Origin of the sequence: Micromonospora maritima (assembly GCF_902825405.1) — a bacterium.
GTDB classification, from domain to species: Bacteria; Actinomycetota; Actinomycetes; order Mycobacteriales; family Micromonosporaceae; genus Micromonospora; species Micromonospora maritima.
On the sequence record NZ_CADEAU010000127.1, the window covers coordinates 1 to 12,762 of the forward strand.

General features: G+C 70.0%; 12 protein-coding genes and 1 pseudogene. 4 read left to right on the forward strand and 9 right to left on the reverse strand.

Annotated features, from left to right (window positions below):
- The 4 genes and pseudogenes from HUW36_RS14290 to HUW36_RS14305 all read left to right on the forward strand — a co-directional run.
- A partial coding sequence (locus HUW36_RS14290; protein ID WP_174528611.1) for a class I SAM-dependent methyltransferase occupies nucleotides 1-570 on the forward strand: 570 nt, incomplete at its 5' end.
- 501 nt (nucleotides 571-1,071) lie between these two features.
- On the forward strand, nucleotides 1,072-1,215 hold the full coding sequence (locus tag HUW36_RS34485; protein WP_343044325.1) for a hypothetical protein: 144 nt from the start codon (nucleotides 1,072-1,074) through the stop codon (nucleotides 1,213-1,215).
- A 41-nt stretch (nucleotides 1,216-1,256) separates the two neighbouring features.
- Nucleotides 1,257-1,475: a hypervirulence associated TUDOR domain-containing protein gene (locus HUW36_RS14300; protein WP_174528612.1), complete on the forward strand. Its 219-nt coding sequence runs from the start codon at nucleotides 1,257-1,259 to the stop codon at nucleotides 1,473-1,475.
- Nucleotides 1,462-1,806, forward strand: a pseudogene (locus HUW36_RS14305) (DUF3140 domain-containing protein); the annotation flags it as partial. The gene HUW36_RS14300 and the pseudogene HUW36_RS14305, both read left to right, overlap by 14 nt.
- 128 nt (nucleotides 1,807-1,934) lie before the next feature.
- Here HUW36_RS14305 and polA read toward each other — a convergent pair.
- The 9 genes from polA to HUW36_RS14350 all read right to left on the reverse strand — a co-directional run bounded on the left by polA (nucleotide 1,935) and on the right by HUW36_RS14350 (nucleotide 12,331).
- Nucleotides 1,935-4,634, reverse strand: coding sequence for a DNA polymerase I (gene polA / locus HUW36_RS14310; RefSeq protein WP_174528613.1), 2,700 nt, complete (start codon nucleotides 4,632-4,634; stop codon nucleotides 1,935-1,937).
- A gap of 72 nt (nucleotides 4,635-4,706) precedes the next feature.
- Complete coding sequence (locus HUW36_RS14315; RefSeq protein ID WP_174528620.1) at nucleotides 4,707-5,459, reverse strand: amino acid ABC transporter ATP-binding protein; 753 nt, start codon at nucleotides 5,457-5,459, stop codon at nucleotides 4,707-4,709.
- Nucleotides 5,460-5,512: 53 nt separating this feature from the next.
- Nucleotides 5,513-6,499 carry an amino acid ABC transporter permease gene (locus HUW36_RS14320; protein WP_174528614.1) on the reverse strand — a complete coding sequence of 329 codons (987 nt, stop codon included), beginning with the start codon at nucleotides 6,497-6,499 and terminating at the stop codon, nucleotides 5,513-5,515.
- Nucleotides 6,500-6,503: 4 nt separating this feature from the next.
- Nucleotides 6,504-7,409 carry an ABC transporter substrate-binding protein gene (locus HUW36_RS14325; RefSeq protein WP_174528615.1) on the reverse strand — a complete coding sequence of 302 codons (906 nt, stop codon included), beginning with the start codon at nucleotides 7,407-7,409 and terminating at the stop codon, nucleotides 6,504-6,506.
- 30 nt (nucleotides 7,410-7,439) lie between these two features.
- A complete protein-coding gene (locus HUW36_RS14330) occupies nucleotides 7,440-8,150 on the reverse strand; it encodes an ABC transporter ATP-binding protein (protein WP_174528616.1) in 711 nt (236 codons plus the stop codon).
- On the reverse strand, nucleotides 8,140-8,985 hold the full coding sequence (locus tag HUW36_RS14335; protein WP_396764796.1) for an ABC transporter ATP-binding protein: 846 nt from the start codon (nucleotides 8,983-8,985) through the stop codon (nucleotides 8,140-8,142). Before HUW36_RS14335 ends, HUW36_RS14330 begins: the two co-directional genes overlap by 11 nt.
- A complete protein-coding gene (locus HUW36_RS14340; protein ID WP_174528617.1) occupies nucleotides 8,978-10,117 on the reverse strand; it encodes a branched-chain amino acid ABC transporter permease in 1,140 nt (379 codons plus the stop codon). Before HUW36_RS14340 ends, HUW36_RS14335 begins: the two co-directional genes overlap by 8 nt.
- Complete coding sequence (locus tag HUW36_RS14345; protein WP_174528618.1) at nucleotides 10,114-11,064, reverse strand: branched-chain amino acid ABC transporter permease; 951 nt, start codon at nucleotides 11,062-11,064, stop codon at nucleotides 10,114-10,116. The genes HUW36_RS14340 and HUW36_RS14345 overlap by 4 nt, the downstream gene beginning before the upstream one ends.
- 106 nt (nucleotides 11,065-11,170) lie before the next feature.
- Nucleotides 11,171-12,331: a branched-chain amino acid ABC transporter substrate-binding protein gene (locus HUW36_RS14350; protein ID WP_174528619.1), complete on the reverse strand. Its 1,161-nt coding sequence runs from the start codon at nucleotides 12,329-12,331 to the stop codon at nucleotides 11,171-11,173.
- Nucleotides 12,332-12,762: the final 431 nt, after the last annotated feature.

Below are 12,762 nucleotides of genomic sequence, written 5' to 3' on the forward strand. Positions count from 1 at the left end.
CGCTGGCTGGCCACGCAGGGCGCCCGACCGGTCGCGCTGGACCTGTCCGCCGGCATGTTGCGGCACGCCGCCGAGGCCGCCGACCGGACCGGGGTACGCGTGCCGCTGGTGCAGGCCGACGCGCTCGCGCTGCCGTTCGCCGACGCCGCCTTCGACACCGTCTGCACCGCCTTCGGCGCGATCCCCTTCGTGGACGACTCCGCGGCGGCGATGCGCGAGGTGGCCCGGGTGCTGCGGCCCGGCGGTCGGTGGGTCTTCTCGGTCACCCACCCGATGCGCTGGATCTTCCTCGACGACCCGGGCGAGGGCGGGCTGACCGCCGTGCACTCGTACTTCGACAGGTCCCCGTACGTGGAGCAGGACGAGCGCGGCGTGGCCACGTACGTGGAGCAGCACCGCACGCTCGGCGACCGCATCCGGGAGCTGGTCGGCGCCGGCTTCCGCCTGCGGGACCTGGTGGAACCGGAGTGGCCGGCCGGGCACGAGGGGATCTGGGGCCAGTGGAGCCCGCTGCGCGGCCGGCTCTTCCCCGGTACCGCGATCTTCGTCGCGGAGAAACCGGCCGGCTGAGGCCGGACGGACGCGCGGTGCGACCGGGCCGGTGGTGGCACGGCAGGCGGTCCGGGTGAGCGCCGACGGATCGCGACACCGCAGGTTGTCCCTGGCACCCGGACCCCGTCCGGCAACAGCTCGCCGACTATCGGGTAGAAGACCTGTGGGCACTGCCCCGACGCGCCCCGCGTGGAGCTGGTCGACGGCGTCGTGCACGTAATGCCGTTCCCCTCCGTCGCCCACCAGCACATCAGCGGCCTCCTGACCACGTGGGCCCCCCAGCACATCTACGCCCAACCCAGGCAGTGGGCGTCGGGCTGGGCGTCGACAGCAGCCGCCGGCCGGACGTGCTGCTGCACCACGCCGGGCTGCCGTCCGACTGCTGCCTGCTGAAGCCGGCTGACGTCGTCCTCGCCGTGGAGATCGTCTCCCCCGGCCCGGCGGGTCGACCGGTTCGCCAAGCCGGGCGAGTACGCCGCCGCCGGCATCCCGTTCTACTGGCGGATCGAGCAGGACCCGGTGCACCTCTACGCGTACCGCCTGGGTGACCGGATCGGCCCGGGCGGCGAGCGGCAGTACGAGCTGGTGGACGACGGCAGCGAGGTGGTCGAGCTGTCCGAGCCGTTCGCGATCAAGCTGCCGATCGCGGAGATCCGGCCCTGACCGTGCCGTTAGCCGCTGGTGCCGGCGGGTAACCGGGCGGCATGGCCGAGATGGAGTTCCGCACCGGCGACCACGTCTCCTGGGCCAGCCACAGCGGCCGGGCGTACGGGGTCGTCAAGGAGAAGTTGACCGAACGCACCCACGTCCGCGGGCACCCGGTGGACGCCTCGCCGGAGCAGCCGCAGTACCGGATCGTCAACGACGACTCGGGCCGCGACGTCGCCCACCGCCCGGAGGTGCTGCGCCATGAGTCGCGCTGAGGATCCGCAGCAGACCTACCGGGAGTTCACCGACGCGGTGAACATGAAGCCCGCCGAGCTGACCCGCTGGCTGGAGAGCGACGAGTCCAAGCACGTCGGCTGGCACAAGAAGGGCACCAAGGGCGGCGAGTCCGTCGGGCACGACTCCGGCCGCAGGATCGTCGACCTGCTGCGCCGCAAGCGCGCCGACCTGACCGCTGCCGACTACAAGCACATGCGCAAGGTGATCGGGTACGTCCACCGGCACCTCGCCCAGCGGCCCTCCGGCGACGTCCGGGACACCCGCTGGCGCTGGTCGCTGATGAACTGGGGCCACGACCCGCTCAAGGGCTGAGCCGACCCGGTCGCTCGCGGCGCGTTGGTGCCGTGCCGGCGGTGACGACAGACACCGCGGTCGACGGCCGTGGCCGGCCTCGCCCTGATCCGCCTGATCCCGCCCGCCGCCGACCCCGCGGCGGGTCAGTGGTCGGCGCTGTTCCAGTCGCGGCCGTCACCGACCGACACCTCCATCGGGACCGAGAGCGGGTGTGCCTGGCCCATCTCCCGGCGCACCAGCGCCTCCAGCGCCTCGCGCTCCCCCGGCGCGACCTCGAAGACCAGCTCGTCGTGCACCTGCAGCAGCATCCGGGACCGCAGCCCGGCCTCGCGCAGCGCCGTGTCGACGCGCAGCATGGCGACCTTGATGATGTCGGCGGCCGACCCCTGGATCGGCGCGTTGAGCGCCATCCGCTCGGCCATCTCCCGGCGCTGCCGGTTGTCGCTGACCAGGTCGGGCAGGTAGCGGCGGCGGCCCAGGATGGTGGAGGTGTAGCCGTCCTGCCGGGCCCGGGCCACCACCTCCTGGAGGTAGTCACGGACCCCGCCGAACCCGGCGAAGTAGTTCTCCATCAGCCCGCGCGCCTCCTCGGCGGTGATGCCGAGCTGCTGGGACAGGCCGAACGCGCTGAGCCCGTACGCCAGGCCGTAGTTCATCGCCTTGATCTTGCGGCGCTGGTCGGCGGTGACCGCACCGACCTCGACGGTGAAGACCGACGAGGCGGTCGCGGCGTGGAAGTCGTGCCCGGAGTTGAACGCCTCGATCAGCGCGTCGTCCGAGGACAGGTGCGCCATGATCCGCATCTCGATCTGGCTGTAGTCGGCGGTCAGCAGGGACTCGTAGCCCTCGCCGACCACGAACGCCCGGCGGATCCGCCGGCCCTCCTCGGTGCGGATCGGGATGTTCTGCAGGTTCGGCTCGGTCGAGGACAGCCGCCCGGTCGCCGCCACGGTCTGGTTGAACGTGGTGTGGATCCGGCCGTCGTCGGAGACCGACTTGAGCAGCCCGTCGACAGTCGACTTGAGCTTGGCGACGTCGCGGTGCCGCAGCAGGTGGTGCAGCAGCGGGTGCTCGGTCTGCGCGTAGAGCCACTGCAACGCGTCGGCGTCGGTGGTGTAGCCGGTCTTGATCCGCTTGGTCTTGGGCAGGCCCAGCTCGGTGAAGAGGATCTCCTGCAACTGCTTCGGCGAGCCGAGGTTGAACTCCCGGCCGACCACCTCGTACGCGGCCTGGGCGGCGGCCTTCACCTCGGCGGCGAAGTGCGCCTCCAGCTCGGAGAGGTAGTCGGTGTCGGCGGCGATGCCGGTGCGCTCCATGGTGGCCAGGACCCGCATCAACGGCAGCTCCACGCCGGCCATCAGCCGGGCGGACTGCTCGCCGTCGCGGGACAGCTCGGCGTCGATCGCGTCGGCCAGGTCGAGGGTGGCCCGGGCCTGGAGCATCAGGTTCTGCTCGGCCGCGCCGTCGTCGCCGAACCCGTCGAGCGTGAGCTGGCCGGTCTCCGGGGCGTCGACGCGCAGCTCGCGGTGCAGGTAGCGCAGCGCCAGGTCGGTGAGGTCGTAGGACCGCTGGTCGGGGCGGGCCAGGTAGGCGGCGATCTGGGTGTCGCGGGCGATGCCCTGCAGGTCCCAGCCGTGCGCGGCGAACGCCAGCACCGCCGGCTTGCTGTCGTGCAGCACCTTGGGGCGCGCCGCGTCGGCGAGCCAGCCGGCCAGGGCGGTCTCGTCGTCGGCGGCCAGCTGACCCGGGTCGAACCAGGCCGCGGCGCCGTCGGCGGTGGCCAGCGCCATCCCGGTCACGGTGGCGGTGTGCCGGCGGTTGGGACCGGTGTCGAGGGTGACCGCCAGGCCGACGGGCGCGCCGGCCCCGGCGTGGGTGTCCAGCCAGCCGGCCACCGCGCCCGGTTCGGTGAGCACCTCGCCGGCCAGCTCGAAGCCGGCCTCCGCCTCCGGCTCGACGGCCTCCAGGTACTGGTAGAGCCGGTCGCGCAGGATGCGGAACTGGAGCGTGTCGAAGACCTGGTGCACCGCCTCCCGGTCCCACCCCTGCCAGCGGGCGTCCTCCGGCCGCACCGGCAGCTCCAGGTCGGAGACCAGGCAGTTGATCTCGTAGTTGCGGATCACGTCGGACAGGCGCTCGCGCAGGCTGTCGCCGGCCTTGCCCTTGATCTCGTCGGCCCGGGCCACCACGCCCTCGACGCCGCCGTACAGATTGATCCACTTGGCCGCGGTCTTCGGGCCGACGCCCGGCACGCCGGGCAGGTTGTCGCTGGTCTCGCCGACCAGCGCGGCCAGGTCGCGGTAGCGGTCCGGGGTGACGCCGTACTTCGCCTCGACCGCGGCCGGGTCCATCCGGGCCAGGTCGGAGACGCCCTTGCGCGGGTAGAGCACCGTCACCCGCTCGCCGACGAGCTGGAACGCGTCCCGGTCGCCGGTGGTGATCAGCACGTCCATGCCCTGGTCGCGGGCCTGGCAGGCGAGCGTGGCGATCACGTCGTCGGCCTCGTAGCCCTCCTTCTCGACCACCGGCACGCGCAGCGCGGCGAGCACCTCCTTGACCAGGCTGACCTGGCCCTTGAAGTCGGTCGGGGTCTCGCTGCGGCCGGCCTTGTACTCCGCGTAGCGGTCGGTGCGGAAGGAGCGGCGGGAGACGTCGAAGGCGACCACGATGTGCGTCGGCTGCTCGTCGCGGAGCACGTTGATCAGCATGGAGGTGAAGCCGTAGACCGCGTTGGTCGGCTGCCCCGTCGTGGTGGAGAAGTTTTCCACGGGCAGGGCGAAGAACGCCCGGTATGCCAGGGAGTGTCCGTCGACGAGGAGCAGGCGCGGCGTCGTAGCTGTCACGGCTGCGACTCTAGTCCGTACGCCCGACAACTCCGGCCTCCGGTGCGGCGCGTGCCGCACCGGAGGCCGAGGTCAGAGAACCTTGGCCAGGAACGCCTTGGTCCGCTCGTGCTGCGGCGCCGAGATCACCTCGCGCGGGTCACCCTGCTCGACCACGACGCCGCCGTCCATGAACACGAGGTGGTCGCCCACCTCACGGGCGAAGCCGATCTCGTGGGTGACCACGATCATCGTCATGCCGTCGCGGGCGAGGTCCTTCATCGTGTCCAGCACCTCGCCCACCAACTCCGGGTCGAGCGCGCTTGTCGGCTCGTCGAACAGCATCAGCTTCGGCCGCATGGCCAGCGCCCGGGCGATCGCCACCCGCTGCTGCTGGCCGCCGGAGAGCTGACCGGGGTACGCGCCGAGCTTGTCGCCCAGCCCCACCCGGTCCAGCAGCTCCGCGGCGTGCTCCCGGGCCTGCGCCTTCTTGGCCTGGCGCAGCAGCACCGGCGCCTCCATGACGTTCTGCAGCACGGTCATGTGCGGGAACAGGTTGAACCGCTGGAACACCATGCCGATCGCCTGGCGCTGCGCGGCCACCTCCTTGTCCCGCATCTCGTGCAGCTTCCCGCCGCGCTCCCGGTAGCCGATCAGGTCGCCGTCCACCCAGATCCGGCCGGCGTCGATCTTCTCCAGGTGGTTGATGCAGCGCAGGAACGTCGACTTGCCGGAGCCGGAGGGACCGAGAAGGCAGCACACCTCGCCGGAGCGGACCTCCAGGTCGATGCCCTTGAGCACCTCCAGCGGACCGAACGACTTGTGTACCTGCTCGGCCCGGACCATCAGCCCGGACTCGGACGTCGGCGCGGCGGCCTGCTGGGGAACGCTCAACTCGGTCACGGTGTTCCCGCCCCTCCTGCTCCGCCACCACCGGTCTCCGCGGCGAGCGTGCGCAGCCGCGCCCGGGCCCGCTGCGCGGTCCCGTAACCCTTGCCGAAATGGCGCTCCAGGAAATACTGACCGACCAGCAGGATGCTGGTCAGGAAGAGGTACCAGAGGCACGCGGCCACGTACATCGGGAAGATCTGGAACGTCCGCTTGCCGACGGCGTCGAGCTGGAAGAACAGCTCGACGCTCACCGGCACGTAGAGCAGCAGCGACGTGTCCTTGAGCATGGCGATGGTCTCGTTGCCGGTCGGCGGGATGATCACCCGCATCGCCTGCGGCAGCACCACCCGGCGCAGCAGCTGGCCCCGGCTCAGCCCGAGCGCCTGGGCGGCCTCGGTCTGACCCGGGTCCACCGACTGGATGCCGGCCCGGACGATCTCCGCCATGTACGCGGCCTCGGAGAGCGCCAGCCCGAGCAGGCCGGCCATGAAGCCGGTGAGGATGTCCCGGGAGGAGAACCCGAACAGCCGCAGTTGCAGGTTGTCGATGCCGAACAGCTGCCCGAGCTGGGTGTCGAACGGGACGCCGAACTCGACCCGGCTCCACAGGATGCCGATGTTGCCGAACACGGCCAGCAGCACCAGCCGGGGCACCGCCCGGAAGAACCAGGTGTAGAGCCAGGCCACGCCGCGCAGGATCGGGTTGTCGGACAGCCGCATCACCGCGATCACCACGCCGAGCGTGACGCCGATCAGCATCGCGCTGACCGTCATCAGCACGGTGCCGCGCAGCAGTCCCTCGATGATCGGCGGGCGGAACATCTTGTCGACCATGAAGGACCAGTTGAAGGCCTCGTTGGTCACCAACAGGTGGACGAACATCGCGGTCAGTACGGCGAGCACCGCCACCGCGACCCATCGTCCCGGGTGCCGCACGGGCACGGCCTTGATCGGTTCCGGCCGTGCCCGTGCGGTTGTCGCTTCCTCGGTGGTCATGTCGTCACGGGTTGATCGCGGGATCCGTGATCGCGCCGTCCCCCACCTTCCACTTGTCCAGCACCTGCTTGTAGGAGCCGTCGGTGACCAGCGCCTTGGTGGCGTCGCGCACCGCCTCGGCGAACTGCGCCTGGTCCTTGGCCACCACGTAGCCGTACGGGGCCGCCTCGTACTGCTTGTCCAGCAGCTCCAGCGCGTCCTTGGACTGGGTCACCGCGTACACCCCGACCGGGTAGTCGGCCAGCATCGCGTCGTCCTTGCCGGACACGACCGCGGCGGTCGCGGCGTCCTGGCCCGGGAACTGGTCGATGGTGATGGCCGGCTTGCCGGCGTCGGTGCAGGTCTTCGAGCGCTTCTGGATGTCCTCGACCTGGACCGTGTCCTTCTGCACCGCGATCTTCTTGCCGCAGGCGTTGTCCAGCGCGACGCCGGCCGGGTTGCCCTTCTTGGTGACCCACTGGGTGCCGACCTGGAAGTAGCTGACCATGTTGGCCTGGCCCTTGCGCTCGTCGTTGATGGTGAACGACGAGACGCCGACCTCGTACTTGCCCGAGTTGACGCCGGTGATGATGTCGCCGAACGGCGCCGAGACGAACTCCGCCTTGAGGCCGAGCTTGGCCGCCACGGCGGTGAACAGCTCCACGTCGAAGCCGATCACCGTCTTGCCGTCGGAGTCCAGGAACTCCGCCGGGGCGTAGGTGGAGTCGGTGCCGACCACGATCTTGCCGTCGGACTTGATCGCGTCCGGGACCTTCGCGGCCAGCGCGGCGTCCACCGACGACGAGACGCTGGGGCCGCCGCCGGGCTGCTCGGTGCCCTCCTCCTCACCACAGGCGGCGAGGGAGAGCAGGAGGACGGCCGCGCCGGCGACGCCGAGCGCCGCCCGCCGACCGGGGCTGGGGTGGAACATGGTTGTACTCCTTTTGCGAGGGGGCGTCGGTCAGGCCACGCCGAGGTAGGCCTCTTTGACCGAGGGGTCGTGCAGCAGGTCCGCGCCGGTGCCGCTCTTGACGATCCGACCGGTCTCCAGCACGTACGCCCGGTGCGCGCGGGCCAGGGCCTGCTGGGCGTTCTGTTCCACCAGCAGGATGGTGGTGCCCTGCTGGTTGATCTCCGTGATGATCGTGAAGATCTGCTGGATCAGCATCGGCGCGAGACCCATCGACGGCTCGTCGAGCAGCAGCAGCTTCGGCCGGCTCATCAGCGCCCGGCCGACCGCGAGCATCTGCTGCTCGCCGCCGGAGAGGGTGCCGCCGGGCTGCTTGCGCCGCTCGGCCAGCCGGGGGAACAGTTCCAGCACCCGGGCCAGGTCCTGGGCGATGCCGGCCTTGTCGCGCCGGGTGTACGCGCCCATGTCGAGGTTCTCCAGGACCGTCATGCCGGGGAAGATCCCCCGGCCCTCGGGGGCCTGGCACAGCCCGCGCCGGACCCGGAGGTCGGCCCGGAGCTTGGTGATGTCCTCACCGGCGAACCTGATGCTGCCGGACGCGACCGGCCGGATGCCGGAGATCGCCCGCATGGTGGTGGACTTGCCGGCGCCGTTGGCGCCGATCAGCGCCACGATCTCGCCCTCGTCCACGGTCAGGCTGATGCCGTGCAGCGCCTGGATCCGCCCGTAGAGCAGGCTCACGTCCTCGATCTCAAGCAGCATCGTCCGGCACCCCCAGGTACGCCGCGATCACCTTCGGGTTGTCCCGCACCTCGGCGGGCAGACCCTCGGCGATCTTCTTTCCGAACTCCAGCACCACGATCCGGTCGGTCACGCCCATCACCAGACGCATGTCGTGCTCGATCAGCAGCACGGTCACGCCGGTGTCGCGGATCTGCCGGATGAGCTGGAGCAGCTCCTCCTTCTCCGCCGGGTTGAAGCCGGCGGCCGGCTCGTCCAGGCAGAGCAGCACCGGGTCGGTGGCCAGCGCGCGGGCGATCTCCAGCCGCCGCTGCTCGCCGTAGGAGAGGTTGCGGGCGAACTCGTGCATCCGGGAGCGGATGCCGACGAACTCCAGCAGGCGCTCGGCCTTCTCCCGACCCTCGCGCTCCTCCTTCCAGTGCCGCGGCAGGCGCAGCAACGCGGAGATGACGCTGGTCTTGTGGTGCGCGTCCGCGCCGACCTGGACGTTCTCCAGCGCGGTCATCTCCGGGAAGAGCCGGATGTTCTGGAACGTGCGGGCCATGCCCATCCGGGTGATCTGGTGGCGCTTCTTGCCGCTGATCTTCTCGCCCCGGAATCGGATCTGCCCCTCGGTGGGCTGGTAGATGCCGGTCATCGCGTTGAAGCAGGTGGTCTTGCCCGCGCCGTTGGGCCCGATCAGCCCGAGGATCTCACCCTTGTAGAGGGTGAAGTCCACGTCGTTGAGGGCCACCACGCCGCCGAAGCGCAGCGTGACGTGGTCGACCTCCAACAACGGCTCCCGCTGGTCGACCGTCTCGACCGCGGGTGCGGGCGCCTGGGCCGGAACAGCCGGGGTCTGCTCGGTGTCACTCACCGACGATCACCTCCTTGCGGCGGTCCTTGAACTCCGCCGCCCGTCGCCGGTTCGGGATCAGGCCCTGCGGCCGGAAGATCATCATCACCACGAGCACCAGGCCGAAGAAGAGGAACCGGTACTCGTACAGCTCCACGCCGAACAGCTCGATGCCGCGGAACCGCTCGATCATGTACGCCACCAGGCCGCCGCCGACGATCGCGCCGACGATGTTGCCCGAGCCGCCGAAGATGACCGCGGCCAGGATGATGATCGAGTTGAGGAGCTCGAAGTTCTGCGAGTTGACGAAGTTCTGCTTGCCGGCGAACAGCGCGCCGGCCAGGCCGGCGATGGCCGCGCCGGAGGCGAACGCCCACAGCTTGAACTTGAACGTCGGCACGCCCATGAGCTGGGCGGCGTCCTCGTCCTCGCGGATCGAGATCCAGGCCCGCCCGACCCGGCTGTGGGTCAGGTTCCGCACCCCGATCACCACCAGGATGATCAGCGTGAGCACCAGCCAGTAGTACGGGCGGGCGTCGAGCACGCCGAAGACCGGCCTGCCGTCGGCGTACTGACCGGGCGGGTGCGGGATCTGGTTGAAGCCGCGCTGTCCCTTGAGGAACTCGGAGCTGACCGCGGCGATCCGGATCATCTCGGCGAAGCCGAGCGTCACCAGCGCGAGGTAGTCGCCGCGCAGGCGCAGCGTCGGCGTGCCCAGCATGACGCCGGAGACCATGGTCAGGGCGATCGCGATCGGCACCACCAGCAGCCACGGCCACAGCGTCTTGATGTCGCTGCTCGGCGAGGTCAGCACCGCGACCGTGTACGCGCCGACGGCGAAGAACCCGAAGTAGCCGAGGTCGAGCAGGCCGGCGAAACCGACCACGATGTTGAGGCCGACCGCCAGCAGCACGTAGATCGAGACCGTGAACATGACCTGGGTGAAGTTCGCACCGGGCGTCGGGATCGGCCCGAGGTACTGGTAGAACTCCTTGTTCGGCAGCGCGTAGAAGAACGCGATGACCGCGACCAGCAGCACCCAGCGCACCCAGCGCGGCGCGTGGTGCCACCGCTCCGAGATCGCCTCCCGGCCGTTCCGCAGCTTGTCCACCGCCGTCTCCCGCCGCTCCGGCGGGTCAATGGTGGTCGTCATGCGCGTGCCCTCCCCAGCGATTCGCCCAGCAGACCGGTCGGCCGGAACATCAGCAGCACGACCAGCACCGCGAACGCGGCGAAGTCCTTCCACTGACTGCCGAACAGGCCGGAGGCGTAGTTCTCCACGACGCCCAGCAGCAACCCACCGACGAGCGCGCCCCGCAGGTTGCCGATGCCACCGAGCACCGCCGCGGTGAACGCCTTCAGGCCCAGCAGGAAGCCGACGCTGTAGGTAAGCGTCTGGATCCGCACGTCGTAGAGCAGGCCCGCGACGCCGGCCATGGTGCCACCGGCGATGAAGACCATCAGGATGATCCGGTCCTTGTTGACACCCATCAGGGCCGCCGTGTTGGCGTCCTGGGCCACCGCCCGGATGCCGCGGCCGGTGCGGCTGCGATTGATGAACTGGTCCAGCGCGAACATCATCACCAGCGCGGCGCCGACGGTGAGCAACTGCACCGCGTCGATCGGCACGCCCGCGATGTGGAACAGCGGCTTGGAGCTGACCAGGATCGGCGCGCCCTCGGGCAGGCGTCGGGTGTAGACGCCGAACGCCTCGGAGATGGCGATCGACGCACCGATCGCGGTGATCAGGAACGCCAGCGGCGGCGCGTTGCGCTTGCGCAGCGGCCGGTACGCCACGCGTTCGATCACCGTGGCGGTGCCGGCCGACGCGATGGCCGCCACGATCATCGCCACCAGCAGGTAGAACAGGATCGAGCCGACGCCGCTGACCTGGGAGTTCTGGTCGAGGCCGAATCCGTTCCAGGTCCAGATCGCGGCGAACGCGCCGGCGATGAAGACCTCGGAGTGGGCGAAGTTGATGAGCCTGAGCACGCCGTAGACAAGCGTGTAGCCGAGCGCGACCAGGGCGTAGATCGCACCCTGTGTCAGGCCGGTCGTGGTGAGTTCCCCGAAGTTGGAGAACAGTCCGTCGAAGTTCAAAGGAGGGACGCTCCGTCGCTGAAGAGAAAAAGGGGGTGCGGCCGGGAGCCAGCTCCCGGCCGCACCCGCGATTCACAACTCAATCGCCAGTCGCAGCGATCGACGATCAGGACTTGGGGATCTCCTGGTCCGGGACGACCTTGCCGCCCTGCACCTTGAACGCCCAGACCTTGACCTGCGCCGGGTCCAGCTCGCCACCCTCGACGAACTTGTAGCTGGCGGCCACGCCCTCGCCGCTGTAGCCCTTGACGAACTCCAGCAGGTCGGCGCGGGTGGACTTGCCGGCCTTGATGCCCGCCAGCAGGATGTTCGCCGCGTCGTAGGCGGTGTCGCTGTAGGTGCCCGGGTCGGTGCCGTTGAGCGCCTTGAAGTCCGCGGCGAAGGAGCCCCGGGCCTCGGTGGACGGCTGGCAGGGGCAGGTGAGGATGGTGCCCTCGGCGGCGGCCGCACCGGCGGAGGTGATGTACGCGCCGTCGTTCACGCCGTCACCGGCGACCAGCGGGGCGGTGACGCCGGCAGCGGTGAGCTGCTTGCGGATCAGGCCGGCCTCCTGGTAGTAGCCGCCGTAGAAGACCGCCTTGACGTTCGCGGCCTTGACCTTGGTGACCACACCGGAGAACTCGGTCTGCTTGCCCTCGCCCTGGACCTTGTCGCTGCCCACGACCGCCGGGCCGAGCACCTTCTTGACCTCGTCGGCCAGGCCGGCACCGTACGCCGACTGGTCGTCGATGACGTAGACCCGGTCGGCCTTCATCACGTTCTTCATGTAGTTACCGGCGGCCGGGCCCTGGCTGAGGTCGTTGCCGACCGCGCGGAAGAAGGTCTTCCAGCCCTGCTGGGCGAGGCTGGGCCGGGTGGCGGAGGGGGTGATGGTGACCAGCCCGGCCTCGTTGAACAGCGGACCGGCGGCCTCGGACTCACCCGAGTAGGCCGGACCCACGACACCCAGGATCTTGGTGTCGTCGATCGCCTTCTGGGCCAGACCCGGCGCCTGGTCCGGGCTGCCCTGCGAGTCGAGCTCGGCGAGCTCCACCTTGCAGTCCGGGTTCTCCTTGTTGTACTTGTCGACCGCCAGCTTGGCGCCGTTCTTCTCGTTGATGCCCAGCGCGGCCGAGCTACCGGTCAGCGCACCGAAGAAAGCGATCTTGCTCCCGCAGGCGCTGCCCCCGGACGCCTCCTCGTCGCTGCCGCTGGAACAAGCGGTACCACCGGCGACGAGCGCCAGCATGGCGACCCCGCCGATCACGCGTGCGAGCTTCTGCCTCAAGGCCCGAACCCTCCTCCGTCCATGGTCCGAACCACCCGCTGCTGATTGGCACTTGCGGGGGCGGACGAACCAGACCGTCGTCGCCGGTCTGGGCCGGGACGTTATCCCACCGGGAAGCGGTGACGGTAGACCCGGAAAGCGGGGTTGACCGAACCGTTACACGCCGTGGCGGATTCCCGACGATCCCCGTAAGAACCGAAGGCACCGCAAGGCTTTCACCGAGGTTTCATCGGTAACGGGCCAGATCGCCTTCACCCGCTACTCATCGACGCCGGACAACGCCGCCCACCAGGCACGGGAGCTTTTCCCGTCGTCGGTGACCACCACCAGTCCGGCGGCCACCCGCAACGGTCCCGGCCCCAGCGCGTGGGTCCACACGGTCATCACCTGGACCCAGGCCGGGTGGTCCAGCGCATAGCCGTGGAACGCGT